Consider the following 17,487-nt stretch of genomic DNA (forward strand, 5'->3'; position numbering starts at 1 on the left):
ATATGAGGTAACTTCGAAACTGTGTCCAACAAGTACTTTTTAAAGATGGGCTCACCAGCCAAGGGCCTGAATCATTTTATCAGCATATCGCTTGCCCAGGGTAACTGATGAATCGTGGCTAAAATGGAGACGATATTGTGTATCGCCAGGATCCACTACCAGACCATTTGCAGAGACTACATAGCAATTGGGAATCAGGGAAGGCAGTTGGTTTACCAGCTTATTGTGACCTGCACAAGGACCGCTGTAAAGCAGTTCGCCGGGAAGGAATGGGACATTCCCCAGATTTAGATCTTTTCTAAGATCCTCCACCAGTGTTTTTACCTTGCCGGGCCAATTCGGATCGCCGCTGTTGGATTCGCCCTGATGGAAAATGATACCTTCGATGACGCCTCCATTTTGCTGTGCAATTCTTGCACGGTTGAGGATCCAATTATATTTGGTGCCTCCCGACTTCATAAATGTCTCGATCTTTTCACCACTAATGGCGCAGGGTATCAATCCGATGGTATCCCCAGCCGGGACTTTCTGTATCATGGTCTTGCCAAACCAGTCTCCAGGGCCGATAGCATTAAGCCAGGAAGCATGAAGAGGCGGACATGCCACATCCCACTTATTGGTTACCCGTCCAAGTGCAGCATTATTATCGTACCCCAATACCAGCACGCGGGGGTCTTCCACTTTATCAGAAGCTTGCGCCAAAGCATAACCTGCCATATTGGATTGGCCTAATAGCAGAAAACAGTGGAATTTACCAGCTTTTGCTGTTGTAGTTGTTGTCGGTTCAGGTGTCTGTGCAGACATAAGGGTGAAACCCTGTTCGTTTACAACCCCCAGGCTTTCCATGCTGTATGGCGCCGTAAATTTAAACCAGTTGAGGTTAAACAGGTATCCGCTTCCGCCTGTAAATTTCAGATAAACGTCATGTTTTCCGCTTGCACCGCTAACATTGCTCTTTACATCGGTCCAGTTCTGCCAGCCACCTGTTCCTGTAACCGGACAAGTTCCGATCAAAGTGCCATTAATACTATCCAGTCTGATCTCAATATTACCACCACTGGTAGCGCTGGCTACTCTGGCCTGGAAGCCTGCCGCACCGTTGCCGAAATCGATATTGCTGTAACTAACATAATCGCCATTCTCGATATAACCCACATTCTCCCCACCTTCGGTGCAGGTTTCGGTTTGGATTCCCTGCTGGTTTTTGAAACTTTCCGCTTCGATCTGTGTAAAGGCCGATACGGGATCAGGGGTTGGTGTTGGCGTATTCTGATCCGTAAATCCTGCTGCGCACGCCATCTGGGCGAAATTCCACAGACTTGGCTTCCACACGCTCCAATCATGGCCTTTACCTGGGAGAAGCCATTCCGTGTAACGAATATTATTGGACTTGCAATAATCTCTTACCCTATTGTTATTGGATATAAGTCCATCTGAGGTTCCGCATGAGAGAAACAGCAGTTTTGAATTCGCCCTAACCTTAGTCCCGCCATCAGGAAACAGCTGGTTAACCTGTTTGGTGATGGGTGAGGAGGAAAAGCCACCGATATAGGGAAACTTATCCACGTTGGGCAACCCGATATTCAGCGATTGGGCGCCACCCTGTGAAAGACCGGCAATCGCCCGATGCTGGGCATCAGTATAAACGGAATAGTGTGATTCGATATAGGGTACAAGAGAATTCATCAAATCTTTCGTGAAATTCTCCCAACCATCCCTTACTCCAGATCCCGTCGCATTTCCGTTTGGTAATACAAGGATAAAGGGTTGAATTTTACCGGCAGCAATGAGATTGTCAAGGATGACATTGGGTGCGCCGTTGTTGTACCACTCATCTTCATTTCCGCCAATGCCATGCAATAAATACATGACGCTGTATTTGTTGTTTGTTGAATATCCCGGAGGCAGGTAAATTCTCGCCCTCCGCTGGCTGTTTGTCGCCGTGGACTGATATGTAATATAGCTGACCTGACCGTGTGGTATGTTGGTCTTGACCTGGTCGTAGCCTGACGGTGGAGAGGCTGGGAGCGTTTCCGCCGCAACTGAATTTACAGGTATTGCGAAAAGTATAGCTAGAAGTACAGCGATTATGGAAAATTTTCGTCTCAATTTATTGCTTATTTTTTTCATTATATTTTTTGATTCCATGTTTATATCTCCTTTCTTTTTTTGTTGATTTGTTGTTTTGTTATTTTGTTATTTAAAACCTACCTTTAGATTAATTTAATCGTTACGTCTGCATTTTAACCTCCCTTCTTTTTTAGTAAGTACACTGCACTCGTATTACTTATCTTTAAGTTCTCATAGCCCCCCTTTCACTACCTTATTGTGTAATATAAAATAAGCTTATCTTTAAACCGCCGTTATTCCAAAGGGGGAGATGGACATTTTTTCCTCTACATCATGATATTAATTCATAATCATCCGATGTTTATATTACATGTAGGAATGCGGTACAATGCGCCATTTTTTACTGCTCCCCAATAAAAGGATTATTTTTATTGTGAATTCACATATATTAAAAAGAAAATTTAAAATGCTTTGTAAACTAAATTTTGTGATTAAAAAGCGCACAATTAAAATTATTTTGTTGCAATAAAATACATCTATAAGAAGCCTCCCCGACACATATCCCCGACCAAAGTTCAATGTTTATGGAGGTAACCTCTTATAGATGTATCCTATTTATATCAACTATTCATTTACTTCTATATTAAAATGTTACAGCTTGAATACAAACGTCCAGATTGTGGATTTAATCCATTAATCTAATTTGCATGTTCCATCAGAGCAATACCCATCGGACGATGGTCCAGATTTATTCTCCTTGGTCTTAGCATTGTCATAGTCTTCTTTCCATACCTTTTGAAGTATCTCTAAAAAAATCTCGCTAGGTTGTGCTCCAGTGATAGAATATTTATCATTTATAATGAAAAACGGAACACCCTGAATACCGATTTTTAATCCATCTGCCCTGTCTCTTGCAATATTTTCACTATACCGATCGTCTGCTAAAGCGTCCAAAGCCTCTTTCTCATTAAGCCCAATTTCGCCTGCCAGTCCAGCAAGTGTGGCATAATCGCCAATATCCAGTGAATCTACCAGATATGCCTTCATAAGGCGTTCCATCATTTCTTTCATTTTGCCTTTCTCTTCTGAAAAATATGAAAGGCGGAGCGCGTCGTAGGAATTAGTAGGGATTAATGTATCAAAATGATAATCCAGTCCGATTTCTTTCGCTTGCTGTTCGAGCTGATAATTCAGTTGCTTTGCTTTTTCATATGACATACCATGCTTGCTAGATAAAACCTGATGAATATCCATGCCGGTATTCTTTTTCGCATAAGGGTCTAGCTGAAAACTACGGAAAGCAATTTTGACATCCTCCTTATGCTCAAACTGCTCCAAAGCTATTTCCAGGCGTCGCTTGCCGATATAACAAAACGGACACGCAATATCTGACCAAATCTCTATTTTCATATTCATAAAACTCCTTTCTTAACTCTTACCACCAACTGTTATTTCTATTTAGAGTCGGTCGTAAAACCTGTTCACCTGTTACAAATACTTTCAATTAAGTTTAAATACTTTCAATAAACTCTTGTAGTTTTGTAAGATTTTCTCCTTGAAGCTCTCCTGTTTCTTTCCCTGTCTGCCCTTTATCAAGAAGTCCTAAAACGTTGTTCAGCTTAAAGCCCATAGCCGCCACTTCTTCTTTCGCCCCGCTGGCATCTGAAAACGCGCCAAGCACAACCAAGCTAAGTTCAGGTATTGAATCTTTATTTTGCTTCAAGTAAGTTCTGACCGCTGGAGCGAGGGCAGGCCCCCAATTAGGTGTGAATACAAGAATTTTATTATAACTCTTTGGGTCATATGTCGTAGCGGAAAGAGTTGTATCTCCTTTGATGAGAGCACGGTGAAAACGTCTAACAAACCCGATACTCCCAGACCATTCTGAGTGGTCTTTCAGTTCTTCCACGTCTGCGCTTAAGAGCTGTGCCGCCTTTTGCGCAAGCAGTCTGACATTACCTGTCCTTGAATAGAAAACAATAAGTGTTTTACTCATCTGAAAATCTCCTATTAAAAAAACTTCATTGAATTATTATAGAGTTCATTGATGAATATATGAGATGATAAATATCTAATTTATTTGATCGATTTTATCTTCTGTAACATATTCTTCAATGCGATCTTTTTTGGTATACATATCATACCAAATATTCGCAATTTTATCTTGAACTCCTGAATTCGGCTGCATCCAGATTCCAATTGATACATGCCCCACATAGATACCTTTGTTCTTTAATTCGCTGTTCAAATTAAAGATATAATTACGCAGACCGGAAATTGCAATTCCAACATTACCCATTCCAGGCGTTGGATTGACTGAAGATCCTCCTGTCGTAAACAGTAAAGCCCCACTCTCTTTATCCAACATATCCTGAAGAACTTCTTTAATAGTGGATATCGCACCTAATACGTTGAATTGATATTGATATAGTGCATTTTCTTCTGTTACATCCAGAGTAGTTGCTACTGTTTCTATACCAGGTGTTGGACTGTATTCAAGTACATCAATAAATCCATATTTCTTTTTAACAGCAGCAATCGCTAAACGAATTTGATCTTTATTTAGTATATCTGCTTGAAATGACGCCACTTCGATGCCTTGTTGTTCCAGTTCATTAACTTCTTTGTTCAACTTTTCTACATTTCGGGATATAAGCGCTACACGAAATCCATTTTGTCCGAACTTTTTTGCAATTGACATTCCTAATCCGGGTCCCGCCCCAACTATTACTAATGTTTTCATTTGACATCTTCCTTTCATAAATTAAAGCAGCTCATCGAGTTTTATATAAATAGTTTATTGGAGACTATTACTGCACCAATCGTTTTCCCGCTTCATACGCCTCATCCAATAATTCCTGCGGGATTTTATAGTCTGGTACACCACTTCCATAAACAAGCAAACTGCTTTCAAGCTCCCACCCGAGTAATTTTATCAATGAATCTGTTGACTCAGTTACCTGTTTAAACATTTCCTTGTCAGGATTTCCCTGAGCATACACAGTTACGACTTTCTTACCGGGATAACGCGGTGAGTAATCAGCGTTTACCACAGGATACAACCTATCCATCCATGTCTTTGACTGACCGTTGATTCCGGCGAAATATATTGGAAAGCTTGCAACGATACCATCACATGCAGCTATTTCTCCATACATGGTTTGCAGATTGTCTTTTATAGCACAACCATCGTTTGCCCTACAATAAAAACAGCTTTGACAGCCTTTTATACCGTCGTCATTGAGATCGTAGGTTATAACTTCCATACCAGCGTCTTTTGCGCCCGAAATCACCTGTTCAACCAGCTTTGTGCTGTATCCGTTTTTTCTGGGGCTACCTTTAAAAACAACAATTTTGCCCATAGTTCAAATCCTCCTGAAAAATATTGATTTATCGTGGTATATTTAGTATACTATAATCAAAATATAGTTCAAGTACGCAGAATAATCTGACATAGTATAGTTCTTGATACCATAGGTATTTCCACACAGGAGGTAGAGACATTATGAATAACAGTTTAACTTATGAGGAATTTTTAAAATCGCTTAATTCATTTAAACCAACAGTAAATGATTGTCGTATAAGCAACTCTTTGGTCATGTTACAGGGTAAATGGACAAACCATGTCTTATTTGAGTTATGCAAGCAGGACAGTATACGTTTCGGAGAGTTAAAGAGAGCGCTACCGGAAATTACAAATACAATGCTGACCACTACACTACGGGAACTTGAATCCTATGATCTGGTTAACCGGATTCAATATAATGAAATTCCCCCTCACGTAGAATATTCTTTAACGGAAAAAGGCAGAGACCTGATACCAATTTTTTATGAGATTTATAAATGGACACTTAAGTATGGAAAATAACATAGAGTATCTATGAGGCTTGCCTTAACGGTTCACCATGAAAACGGGCAGTTAGCCTGCTCTTTATTAGAGATGTTGCAGATCAGTCTATTTCTTCAATTAAAGAAAGGGATATCACACGAGGGTAATATCTCTTTCTTCTTAATTTTCATAAATCATTTGTTTCTATTTTCTTAACAAATTTTGAATTCCTGTCCTGGCGCCAGCACAATTACGCGCTTTGGATTGACTACATGATCGTAAATATTCTGCGGATTGCCATTAAATGCTTTCTCATTTGGTGCATCCATTGTTCCCCAATGAATCAGCACAAGCTTCGCATCAGGATAAGTATTGGCTAGTTTGTATGCATTTTCCAAACCAATATGTACATAATTATCTGAGAAATCAAAGAGTATTACATCCGGCGGATCCATGTGTAGCTGACATTCCATTAATCTAGAATCTCCAACATACCAGATTTTTGCATCTCTTGTACGCAAATAAAATCCACAACATTCTCTGTCTTCCCATACCCGGTAATTATAGCTTTCATACAATCTCTGCCATGCGTGATCTGCTGGTGTCAGTTCTATGTCTATCTCGCCCACTTGAATATGGTCTGCTATATCATGCCCATTTGCATCAATGTCACACTCTTCCTTCATTAATGAAGCCACATAGAGGGTTGTATGATATGCATTGCACACAGATTTCAAGTTCTTACAGGTAGCTCTGGAATAATGATCACTATCTGAATGGGAAACCAGAACCGCATCCACCTTAAGTACTTCTTGTGATAAAATCGGTATATCAATTAGCAGTGGCATATCAAACCCATCCAATACGGGATCAATCATGATGACTGTGCCCTGACTGTTTATCATGGCTCCGCCTCCACCTAACCAATATACACTTGTTCCACCTTTATTTTCAAAATCTTCGGCTGTCATCCTACAGGTAGCAGGTGCTACCATTTGACCTTTTTCATTCATTTTCATTTCGATTGACTTCCTTCCCTATCAGCTTGATACGTTAACACGGATTTTGATACGGTCTCATACCGTGATTTACCAGCCTTATTTGAAGTAAAATGAACCTAAAGTTAACGTACACTGCACTCAGAGTCTATTTGTCAACAGATCCAAAAGTTCACAGGCTATTCCCTATATTAGCCTATATACTTTTCATGCATTCTATAATTATATAGCAAGGTGAGTACAAGCGCAAACAACTTCTCCTCTATTATTTAGACAAAACGCACTCATTTCTGAGTGCGCAATTAAACATTATATAGTAGACAGCACATATCTTTAAAGCAGGTATGTAACTCTAATAATAGCTGTTGCGGATTTTACAGTGAGCACAGAAAGCATCCCTCAGTATTTTAAGCAGCCACGCTGGTATGAGCAGTACTATAAAAAACGATAATGTAAGGCGGGTCCGAAATTCCGGATACCCGCCTGTATTTAGTCATCATTAATTGTTATATTCGTTCACTTCATTGTTCGAAATCTGTTCGTAAGCAATATAATCTTTACGCGCTGTAAATGAAGCTTTATTATAATCTTTTTCAATTGCATATGTTGGACTTGATGTTGCTTTACTATTGTACCATGTTACAAAGTCATTTATTTTGTCTGCAGTCATTTCGTATTCCTTCCGTTCGCCGGTGACCATAGTAATCACAAGAAGAGCTTTATTACCGGTTGGCTGATCAGTGGAAGCTTGTGGAGTTGCTGAGGCTTCATTGGAATTCCATCCTTCGCTACCGTTGATGATTGCCGTTACAATATAATAGTAAGTAGTTCCATTCGTAACGTCTGTATCTATATAGGTAGTTCCTGCTATGCTTATTAGAATAATTATTTTTAATCTGAGCCTTATAAATCAGGTATAAAGTCAATTTCATCTTCTTCGATTATTTTTCTCCTTGACAATAGTCCAATTCAAGACTATAATAGTCCATAAATAGACTATTATAGTTGGAGGTGTCGACTTGAGTAATAATGCAGTTTTAACAAGGGAACTAACCCGCTATTATTCAATATGGCAGGAAATCAATTATATATATGATGAATGGGCAAAGTCACGTGGAATATCTGTTAGCTATTTATTGGTTCTTGCCGCAATTGACGAAGCCCAAGATGAGTGTACCCAGAAAAAAATCAGTCAGCGATACATGATACCGAAGCAAACTGTGAATGCAGCTCTGAAAGATCTGGAGCAAAAAAGCTATGCTGTCCTTCACCCGATGTTAAAGGATAAGCGAAACAAGCAAATCAGTTTAACCGAAATCGGACAAGCATACGCCGATTCGATTCTCAATGAGCTACGAAGAGTTGAACTTTCTGCGATAGAAAAAATAGGAAGTGAACGTATGCGTAGATTTAATGATGATGGCGAACTGTTCATCAAATTTTTAAGCGAAGCCGTAGATAAGAATACCAACGCATAATAAACATTAGAAAGGAGAATTTTATGGAATTCACTAGAGTTATAATGGACAGAAGATCTGTTAGAAAATATAGTAATAAAAAACCTTCAAAAGAACAACTGATGCAGATATTGGAAGCAGGACGTCTAGCACCGACTGCTTATAACAAACAACCACAAAAAATATATGTTCTTGAAACAGAAATGTCTTTGGAAAAAATGGACAAGGTTCATCCTTGTCGTTATGGCGCACCTATAGTATTACTGGTATGTGCAGATACAGCAATCGCTGGGCCTTCAGCAGAAATTGACGGTACCATTGTAGCAACACATATGCTTCTTGCTGCTTATAATGCAGGTGTTGAATCAGTTTGGGCTGGTGTGTTAAAGAGGGACGAAACTAGAAAAATCTTTAACTTGCCTGAGACTGTTATTCCGATTTGCTTTATTGATTTGGGATTTCAGCCTACAGATAACAGGGTTAATATGTCTTCCGCAAAGAGAAACTTATTGGAATCAATGGTGACAATCTTGTAAATTTTTGCATTCCCATCAAACAAGGTTTGAGGTAGGCACTCCCTAAAAAGCGGCAGTTACACCCTTATTTCATCAGCGGGCAATTAGCCTGAAATTAACTTATTGTAATTACCTTTATTTTACCATATAGAGACTATAACTTATATTATCATTTGTTATTTTATATGACAGATTTCGAGTAAACGGTAAAACATTCGTACCTTTACAATAATGCCGCCTTTACTGGCGGCACGTACTTTATTATTTATTAACTACTGTTTTAAGGCATTCTTTTGGAAGTGATTCTGACCATGGAAGTAATTCTTTCATGAAATCCAGGCTGGTATCTTCCTGATGTTTCGGGATTTCTGTCAACAAATATTCGAAATAATTGTAAGGCTTTAGGTTGTTGGCTTTTGCAGTTTCAGCAATGCTATAGATAACTGCACTGGCCTTTGCTCCGTTGATGGTATCAATCATGTGCCAGTTGGCTTTTCCAATACAGAATCCACGAATTGCCTGCTCTGCAGCATTGTTATCTGCAGGGACCATGCCGTCTTCCAAAAATACTTTTAGATACTTCTCCTGATTCAGGCAATAAGTAAAACCCTTTCCTGTCTCCGATTTTGGTGGAACTTTATCACGGTTTTCTTGTATCCATGCAAAGAAAGCCTTTACCAGTGGTTTGCAATACATTCTTATATGGCATCACCATCCTCTAGTCACAGTTTTCGCCCATATACGGTATATCAAGTTTCCAAAGCGACTGTTGCTTAGCATTCCCTGAGAGATCTCTCTATTTATTGACCCGGACAGTACTCATGCTAATAGCTCCTCTATGCTAACCTCTTCTGCTTGGTTGACTGATACTACAGCATTTTCTTAATTTTACGATACTCTTCTTTCCCATAATCGTTCCTTTTTCATAATACTGTGAGTGCTCTTGCCACTGTCGAAAGTAATAAGGAGCATCAAGAACCGTCGTTGTCACAAGAAAACCATTATCACAATTGTCAGAATAATGATGGTCTTTATTTACCACATAGGTCCAGAAACACAGACATTTAACTTCTTCTGACTTTTTCACTTTTACTCCACTTCTATACTGGTCTCAATTCTCTTGTTTTAACTTTCATTCTTCTTCCATTTCTATATCGAATTGTGAGCTTGGTTTATCGCTAATTAAATTTTCATAATACCAAAAGTACTCTTTCTTCCCCTTTGCATTATATTCGATTATCTCTGTTGGACTCTGACCTTCTATTTTTAGAGTATTTACTTTATCAGTTCCAAAACTACCAAATATAAATCGTTCTCCATCATTAATGCTATATTGAGCCAATAAATCATATAAAGGAGCCGACCGATTAGCAGTTATTAATGGTTTAGATCTCCACTTACCACCTACAGTTTCTGGATTTGTTAAAATTAATGCATATTGTTTTTTTTCATTTATTGTCATAACCATAAATTTACTAGCCACAATTCCATCTGATTCTAATCCTCCATCTACATGATAAAACATCGTAGCATAATTATCATTTTCTAATATTTTAATAATATCACTCACTTTATTCATATATGGATATCTTGAAAAAAAATATTCAGAATTTATTTGAAGAGCTTCTTCCATAGTATCTGCATATTGAGGTTCTGGTTTTTTTATAGTAAGCGTATAGCTGTTTTCACTTAAATTTATGCTTACAGAATCATTATTACTATTTTTATATCTATGTAAATTTAATAATAAAAAATATAAGATTGTAGCTATTAATATTATCGAAATCATAGTAATAACCACAATTTTCCCTATTTTTTTAAGTAAATTTGTCATAAATTTTACCTCAAGAATAATATTTTTAAATGTATTTTGGATATCAATTATTCTTAATACTCTATAAATTATATATCCTGCACCAACACCTATACCAACAGTTTTTGCTGCCTTTTCCATATTCTTATATTTTTCCAGACTTTCTGCTGGTACAGCTACAGGCTCTTTCTTGGGTTTGTTTACATACCCCCAATAAATCATTCCTGGTTCATCAAAAAAAGTGTAATATCGAAGATTTTTATTAGGCTTTGATGGACAAGGTACAGTCCAGCCATTTGGATCAAATATTGTCCCATTTTCGTTAACGTTATAAATTTTCATGGAATTTAAAGCTTGTATTACTTAAATATATATCTATTTTTTCCATCCCAGTTAAGCTATAAGGATATCCAGTTACTTGTTTCTCTACTTAAATTTTTCCATAATTATCCAAGGACATTTTATATTTCGTTTCCGGAGGTTGCCAGTCTTCTCCATATAATGCCCTGCATTGCCTTACCCAATTAATAACTTCATTACATTTATGATTGAAATTTTTTATTATTAAATTTTCTTCACCCTTTTGCCAGGCTTCAATAAAATCGACTAGAATGTTACACCTACAAAACAATGGAATATCTACACTAGCTTTACCACTGGATTTCACATATTCCCAACGCCCTCCTAACTTCTTAATTAGCATATTTCCATACACGGAAGCAAGCTCTACCAACTTATCCTGTATGTCCTCATACATTTCTCCTTGTATTTCTTCAAGTTCTTTTTTTAACAACTGTAAAATGTCCGCCTCTGGCAAATCAACCGCATTAATCCGGCTCATAAACTGCTTCATCAGTACAGCATTCTCTTCATATAACTTCTTATACATTTGAGTAGTTGGCTTAGGAGACTCCACCATGACCTTTTTTTCATTAGCTAATTCATTTAATTTATCAATACCATATTTCTCGGCAACATCTAAAAGCTTATTCAGCACTTCTCTTTGATCTTGCTGGTTGTTAAAGCTCAGGAAGTCCCAATTGTATTTCGGGTCATTGATAAGCTCTTTTGTTCGGTATATCGGAAGACCCACCCCATAAACATAAAGATTTAGTGCATAAGAATTTTCCCATTGACTCTTTTGAATCGCTATATACTGTTCCACCCCTTCTACCTCTCGGCTAAAGGTCCAAATCAGATTATTATAATCCACATATTGAAAGTCATAGGGAGACAGTCTTTTTTCCATTATTTCAACTACAACACTTTTCTTTCCCATCTTTTCTCGTTTTCTGTATAAGGTACTTCCTGCAACACGTTAATCCAACGGCAATCCCAGATCCCTTACAGTTTACATTTTTCAATAATTATTAATTTTCTATTTCTATACTTAAAATCGTATCATAGAACATTGTATTATTGTGAGTCAGAAAATAAATAAGTGTGATTGGCCACAATATTGAAGCTGTTATTTTAATTAACGTATGTACATATGCATATTCAAATTTTATCTTTTCGACATGCTGATAAGGTTTTATATTCATAATTTTTTTACCCACAGTGAGTTCAGAAAATTTATAATCTGCTATAAAAAAATAAGCAAATAATATAATTATCATTATAACCATATAAAAATTAAATATTAAATCTATAAATATATACAAATTTGAATTTAATATACAAGCTAATAATAGCAATACCACAAGGGAGTTAAAAATATAAAATAAAACAATATCAATTATAGCTGCTATAAATCTTTTCATAGCATATTCCTCCAACTTATAAATTTATTGACGAAGCGAAAACTCATAGGGCAAATATTCAGATAAAAATAAGTATTTAATAATTAATGCATTCTCTTCGTCTTTAATATTATCCATCTCAAATATGCCATTTTCAATTTTTTCCGAAATTAGTGGATAGGAATACATCTCTTGATCAATAATAATACCTATATGTTTTCCTATATTCTGCTCTGTAAAATTTCCAAACTCCTCAGCAGCTTTTTTACATAAATGAACCTCTAACGAAAAATTAGATTTACCGTCTAATGGTTTATAATAAATTTGAGCCGATTCAATTAAATCATTTGAACTATTATCCAATATTGTATTACCATTCTCATCAATAAAACAAATATTCCCCCTACGACATAATTTTTCGATCAATTCATCTGATCTATCAATACCTTTTATAGTTACAATTATAGATTGGTTTTTACCACTTGCTGTCCCATCTATTTTTAATATTTTTATTCTATTTTCTATTACATCACATGCTTGCTTAAGCTGAGTTTTAGATAAATCCTCTGTTGTATCTAGAGTTATAGAAAATGTATGAGAGGGATAGATAAAATCCTTCATTTGTATACAACCAGTTAAGGTTAATAGCATTACACATATTATAACTATATGCAATCTCTTTTTAAACATTTTATTTCCTCCAATTTCTGAAAGGCCGGAGACTCTCCTGTTTCATCCGGTACAAATCCTGTGATCCTGGCAGCGGTATGACAGTTTTTCTCTATTTTCATATCAAATTCCTGAATTTCACTGATATTCAGATCGCTGCTGATTATTAGGTTCCCAGATGTTACTGCATTCATAAAATAGCACCTCTCGCATTTGTTTGGACTTTTTTATTCATCACTATTTAATACTATTCTAATGTTACATTATATACCATAAATCATCAAAATTGTACTTCATGTAACATTTAACCGGCTACATGTAATTTTTGGTAATCTAGGGTAATATTATGTCAACTTTACTGCAGTTTTACTGAAATACCAATAGATAGTATAAATCCTAAAATATTTGATTTATAATCACTCTTTTTCAATTCTTTCTCATCTCATTCATATATAAACCGTTGCTGCCTTGCATAGGAACGACCATCATAATAAATTCCTTTCGCTGCCGACCCATGTAAATAATGGTTGTTCCAACTCTACGCTGCGTTTGCAACATGAACAGGTTACTAATGCATTTGGTTTCTATTCTATTATTTGCATAGAATACTATAAAAAAGATCTGTCTCATCGGAAGAGGCAGGTCGCAATGTAAAGCTGAGATTTGTGATTCCATTTTCTTTTCTGTTCATTAGTTTTGCTAATATAAAGATTATACCTTTAATCCCCTATGTCATCCGTGGATGAGCAAAACCACTATATTTTGTGGTCAAACCCATCTATTTCTTCTTTTTGCCACAATACGTCATCATTATCACCGCTTCAACATTTGTCACTAGGAAAACATATCTACTGGTTTCTTAAATAAAATCATTAGTTCAAGGACAAAAAAGTGTCCCGTCCCTATAAGTAAACACACCTATCCTTTAAGAAATTCACCCATAACGAAGGAATGCGTCTGTTATTTTCTGTAACTATGTAAATTATAACATGCAAATACCACGAAAACAACGAATAACGACAATTAATTCTATCGTTTACTATGCAAAACGCACTAATTTTATCGTATATAGGAGATTTTAAAGACAATATAACTAACGGATAAGGATAAATATATCTCTGGTATATCTGATGTATTAACAATTATTAAGTCTAATGTTCTTTTTCTGCCATTAACTTTTCTTAGAGTAAGGAGTTCTCATTCACGGTGCATCACGAACCAAGGCACGGTCCATGAAAAAAGCAGACCATTCTCTTCGAGGAATGAACTGTGGAGTTCTTATCAATCAAAACTCTGGCAGACAGGGATATCGAACATAACTGAATAAAATCTGTCGGTTGTTTAAAAACTTTAAACCGTCAGTAACAACTTACTTTATGTCTTTTTTTATTCTATTGTTATGATTAAATATCCAATAAGCAATCGCACCAACTGGTGCCGATAAAAATACCTGTATACCAGTTGTATATTTCATTATTTTAGGCATAAATAGCGTATACACAAAAAAACCCACTTTAACATTTTCTGTCACTGTGAAGCATACGCCTCCATATACAATCATAATCAAAAGAAGCCATAATCCCCAACGTTTCTGCTTCTTTTTTATACAAATACCTGATGTATATAAAGTAAAAATCACTTCTAGTATGGCACAAAAAGCCATAACCCATTGTGCAAAATCAAATTTTCGCCAAGTACTAAATTTTCCTGTTGGCTCTTCCTGGCGTTTTAATTTAAAATAGTTTAGCCCAGATTTTCCATTATAATTATTATCAATTGATAACTCAACTTGAAAAGTATCCTCGGGACACTTAATTTCATAGGTATATAGAATTCCTGCAGGTCGTTTTCCCTCAGCAGGTCTATATTTTTCACCACTTTTAGTATAAGTATATGCTTTTTTTATACCCCAAATTTTCAAATGTCCACTAAATAAGTCCGCAAAAGATTTTCTTGCTTTTTCTGAATTATCACCATGAATCCATAAACGGTAAGCTGCTTCCTCATCCTGATTATTGAATGCCTCTAGATATTGCTCTAAATAGGATTCTGGAGTCATATTTGCAGATGATTTTTCTGTATTTAACTCTGATGCAATAACTTCACCAGAGCTGAAACCGCTTAGAATAATTGCATATAAACATGTAACTAAAACTAAAAATAAACTTCTTATAAATTTAATTTTATTCATTTTTTATTAATCTCCATATATCATTTATTACAATTCCTTTATCTTTGACTTTCGCACTCTACAAACTGGCTTTTCACCCACTTATATGCCAATAATCCAATCTCACTAAAATCAATGGTAACATTACCACCTCCTTCAACACCTGCGTATACCTCAACACCAAACGTCAACTTTAAATGACCATCAAATATCCCGTCGTTCAAACAAACTATTGGAGTAAACTCATATGTACCATAATTATACTCACCAGCCAACGATAATACCAAACTATCCGGTATACCTACACCACCTCCTGCTTGACCTTTAAAAGAAACGTCCATGTGTTCGTCCATCTCAAGATAATTTTTTAATATAAAGCTGATATTTACTAACCCGACTGAAACCTTTCCTCCAATTCCGACTCCTCCTTCTACGTTTGCATCCAAAATTTTATCAATTTCATCTATAATTGACTGCCAGCCTTCTTTCCAAGCCTTATCTGCAGATATAAATATTTCCCTGATATATATGTTGTATTAACAATATATTTATACAGTCCAATTGTTCTTTTTCTACAATTACATTTTCTTAGAATAAGGGGTTCTCTTTCACGCGCATAACGAAACCTGGTACAGTCCATGAAAAAGCAGACCACTCTCTTGGCGGAATGATCTGCTATTAAGCCTAACTGTGTACCTGACTTTTAAAATATAGCGATTATATCACACAAAAACTGCTTTCCATGTTCATACAAAATCCTTTTGCATCATTTTAGTCTAGGGAAAATCTTTTTATTATCCGATTATTGAGGGTTACCATAAACACCAAATTACAGTGATGGTATTTTATATTTCGTTTCCGGAGGTTGCCAGTCTTCTCCATATAATGCCCTGCATTGCCTTACCCAATTAATAACTTCATTACATAAGAGGCTCCATCATGACTTTTTTTCATTAGGTAATTCATTTAATTTATCAATGCCATATTTCTCAGCAACATCTAACAGCTTATTCAGCACTTCTCTTTGCTCTTGCTCATTGTTAAAACTCAGGAAGTCACAATTGTATTCCGGGTCATTGGTAAGCTCTTTTGTTCGGTATATCGGAAGCCCCACCCCATAGACATAAAGATTTAGTGCATAAGAGTTTTCCCATTGACTCTTTTGAATCGTTATAAACTGATTTACCCCTTCTACCCCTCGGCTAAAGGTCCAAATCAGATTATTATAACTCACATATTGAAAGCCATGGGGAGACAGCCTTTTTTCCATTATTTCGACTACAACACTTTTCTTTCCCATCATTCCTACTTTTCTCTGCATAAGTACTGCTTATGGTACCATATATACTACATTGGCGGAATCTCCCATTCAGCTGAAGTTGACGGCGGCTGCCAATCTTCCCCATATAATTGCCTGCAGTTAGTTACCCAAGGAATAACCCTACTACACCTATAGTTATATTCCTCTATTATTAAATCATCTTTTCCCTTATGCCATGCTTCAATAAAAACTTCTAACACATTAATCCAACGACATAATGTTATATCCAAGCCAGTTTTAGCAATACGTTTATTATATTTCCAACGTCCTCCTAGCTTATTAATTAACATATTTCCATACACAGAAGCAAACTCCACCAGTTTATCCTGTACAGACTCATACGTTTTCCCTTGCAGTTCTTTCAGTTCCTTTTTTAGTAACAGTAGAATATCAGTCTCCCTTATTGGACCATCCACCATAATCTTACTTATAAATTGCTGAGTCAATGCAGAATTATCTTTATATAACTTCTCATACATTTGAATAGTGGGTTCTGGCAGTTCAATCGGATCTGGTTTGGTTTTTGCTTCTTTGGTTAATTCAGTGAGTTTATTCATTCCGTATTTTTCAGCAACGTCTAACAGCTTATTTAGCACATCTCTTTGTTCTTGCTCGTTGTTAAAACCCAAGAAGTCTAAATTGCATTTAGGGTCATTGGTTATTTCTTTGGATCTGCAAAACCGAAAACCAGCATCAATTTCTAAAGTATAGTCATTTGCCGCGTAACTCCGTTGAATCACTATACTTTGAATCACCCCTTCTACCTCTCTGCTGAATCTCCAACGGTAGCCCTCATATCCTGCATAATGAAAGCCATAGGGAGATAATCTTTTTTCCATTATTTCAATTACAATACTTTTCTTTCCCATCTTTCCTCCATTTCCACACAAATGCTGTATTTTA

Annotated in this window: 20 protein-coding genes and 1 pseudogene; 3 read left to right on the forward strand and 18 right to left on the reverse strand. The window is 36.4% G+C overall.

Going from position 1 to position 17,487, the window contains the following annotated elements:
- Positions 1 to 51: 51 nt before the first annotated feature.
- The 5 genes from BXY41_RS27495 to BXY41_RS12950 form a co-directional block, all read right to left on the reverse strand.
- Positions 52 to 2,130, reverse strand: a complete 2,079-nt coding sequence (locus BXY41_RS27495; protein WP_104437405.1) for a sialate O-acetylesterase — start codon at positions 2,128 to 2,130, stop codon at positions 52 to 54.
- Positions 2,131 to 2,763: 633 nt separating this feature from the next.
- Positions 2,764 to 3,480: a DsbA family oxidoreductase gene (locus tag BXY41_RS12935; RefSeq protein ID WP_104437270.1), complete on the reverse strand. Its 717-nt coding sequence runs from the start codon at positions 3,478 to 3,480 to the stop codon at positions 2,764 to 2,766.
- A gap of 100 nt (positions 3,481 to 3,580) precedes the next feature.
- Entirely contained in the window at positions 3,581 to 4,066 is a 486-nt protein-coding gene (locus tag BXY41_RS12940) for a flavodoxin family protein (protein ID WP_104437271.1), read from the reverse strand.
- 75 nt (positions 4,067 to 4,141) lie between these two features.
- Positions 4,142 to 4,813 (reverse strand): SDR family NAD(P)-dependent oxidoreductase, encoded by a 672-nt coding sequence (locus BXY41_RS12945; protein ID WP_104437272.1) that lies wholly within the window; start codon positions 4,811 to 4,813, stop codon positions 4,142 to 4,144.
- 67 nt (positions 4,814 to 4,880) lie between these two features.
- Positions 4,881 to 5,432: a flavodoxin family protein gene (locus tag BXY41_RS12950; protein WP_104437273.1), complete on the reverse strand. Its 552-nt coding sequence runs from the start codon at positions 5,430 to 5,432 to the stop codon at positions 4,881 to 4,883.
- A gap of 143 nt (positions 5,433 to 5,575) precedes the next feature.
- Between BXY41_RS12950 and BXY41_RS12955 the strand changes: the two genes are divergently transcribed.
- Positions 5,576 to 5,938 carry a winged helix-turn-helix transcriptional regulator gene (locus BXY41_RS12955; protein ID WP_104437274.1) on the forward strand — a complete coding sequence of 121 codons (363 nt, stop codon included), beginning with the start codon at positions 5,576 to 5,578 and terminating at the stop codon, positions 5,936 to 5,938.
- 173 nt (positions 5,939 to 6,111) lie between these two features.
- Here BXY41_RS12955 and BXY41_RS12960 read toward each other — a convergent pair whose 3' ends face one another.
- A complete protein-coding gene (locus BXY41_RS12960; RefSeq protein WP_207657072.1) occupies positions 6,112 to 6,918 on the reverse strand; it encodes an MBL fold metallo-hydrolase in 807 nt (268 codons plus the stop codon).
- 478 nt (positions 6,919 to 7,396) lie between these two features.
- Entirely contained in the window at positions 7,397 to 7,567 is a 171-nt protein-coding gene (locus tag BXY41_RS26755) for a hypothetical protein (RefSeq protein ID WP_170072350.1), read from the reverse strand.
- 349 nt (positions 7,568 to 7,916) lie between these two features.
- Between BXY41_RS26755 and BXY41_RS12965 the strand changes: the two genes are divergently transcribed.
- Positions 7,917 to 8,375 carry a MarR family winged helix-turn-helix transcriptional regulator gene (locus BXY41_RS12965; RefSeq protein ID WP_104437275.1) on the forward strand — a complete coding sequence of 153 codons (459 nt, stop codon included), beginning with the start codon at positions 7,917 to 7,919 and terminating at the stop codon, positions 8,373 to 8,375.
- Between the two features lie 23 nt (positions 8,376 to 8,398).
- Positions 8,399 to 8,890, forward strand: coding sequence for a nitroreductase family protein (locus BXY41_RS12970; RefSeq protein WP_104437276.1), 492 nt, complete (start codon positions 8,399 to 8,401; stop codon positions 8,888 to 8,890).
- Positions 8,891 to 9,130: 240 nt separating this feature from the next.
- Here BXY41_RS12970 and BXY41_RS12975 read toward each other — a convergent pair.
- From BXY41_RS12975 to BXY41_RS13025, 11 genes and pseudogenes are all read right to left on the reverse strand, one after another.
- A pseudogene (locus BXY41_RS12975) lies at positions 9,131 to 9,556 on the reverse strand (IS66 family transposase); the annotation flags it as partial.
- 154 nt (positions 9,557 to 9,710) lie between these two features.
- Positions 9,711 to 9,956 (reverse strand): hypothetical protein, encoded by a 246-nt coding sequence (locus BXY41_RS26565; RefSeq protein ID WP_146088576.1) that lies wholly within the window; start codon positions 9,954 to 9,956, stop codon positions 9,711 to 9,713.
- Between the two features lie 45 nt (positions 9,957 to 10,001).
- A complete protein-coding gene (locus tag BXY41_RS12980; protein ID WP_104437277.1) occupies positions 10,002 to 11,024 on the reverse strand; it encodes a hypothetical protein in 1,023 nt (340 codons plus the stop codon).
- Positions 11,025 to 11,112: 88 nt separating this feature from the next.
- Positions 11,113 to 11,961 (reverse strand): hypothetical protein, encoded by an 849-nt coding sequence (locus BXY41_RS12985; RefSeq protein ID WP_104437278.1) that lies wholly within the window; start codon positions 11,959 to 11,961, stop codon positions 11,113 to 11,115.
- Between the two features lie 91 nt (positions 11,962 to 12,052).
- On the reverse strand, positions 12,053 to 12,445 hold the full coding sequence (locus BXY41_RS12990) for an RDD family protein (protein ID WP_104437279.1): 393 nt from the start codon (positions 12,443 to 12,445) through the stop codon (positions 12,053 to 12,055).
- Between the two features lie 24 nt (positions 12,446 to 12,469).
- Entirely contained in the window at positions 12,470 to 13,114 is a 645-nt protein-coding gene (locus BXY41_RS12995; protein WP_104437280.1) for a SecDF P1 head subdomain-containing protein, read from the reverse strand.
- Positions 13,090 to 13,287, reverse strand: a complete 198-nt coding sequence (locus BXY41_RS26760) for a hypothetical protein (RefSeq protein WP_104437281.1) — start codon at positions 13,285 to 13,287, stop codon at positions 13,090 to 13,092. Before BXY41_RS26760 ends, BXY41_RS12995 begins: the two co-directional genes overlap by 25 nt.
- A gap of 1,175 nt (positions 13,288 to 14,462) precedes the next feature.
- Positions 14,463 to 15,284: a hypothetical protein gene (locus tag BXY41_RS13010; RefSeq protein WP_104437283.1), complete on the reverse strand. Its 822-nt coding sequence runs from the start codon at positions 15,282 to 15,284 to the stop codon at positions 14,463 to 14,465.
- 38 nt (positions 15,285 to 15,322) lie between these two features.
- The gene (locus tag BXY41_RS13015) at positions 15,323 to 15,709 is read right to left on the reverse strand and encodes a hypothetical protein (protein ID WP_104437284.1); all 387 of its coding nucleotides are present in this window, start codon (positions 15,707 to 15,709) and stop codon (positions 15,323 to 15,325) included.
- Between the two features lie 491 nt (positions 15,710 to 16,200).
- Positions 16,201 to 16,584: a DUF4304 domain-containing protein gene (locus BXY41_RS13020; protein ID WP_104437285.1), complete on the reverse strand. Its 384-nt coding sequence runs from the start codon at positions 16,582 to 16,584 to the stop codon at positions 16,201 to 16,203.
- A gap of 26 nt (positions 16,585 to 16,610) precedes the next feature.
- Positions 16,611 to 17,453, reverse strand: a complete 843-nt coding sequence (locus BXY41_RS13025) for a hypothetical protein (RefSeq protein WP_104437286.1) — start codon at positions 17,451 to 17,453, stop codon at positions 16,611 to 16,613.
- Between the last annotated feature and the right edge of the window lie 34 nt (positions 17,454 to 17,487).

The sequence above is a fragment of the Lacrimispora xylanisolvens genome, from assembly GCF_002934545.1.
Taxonomy (GTDB): Bacteria; Bacillota; Clostridia; order Lachnospirales; family Lachnospiraceae; genus Lacrimispora; species Lacrimispora xylanisolvens.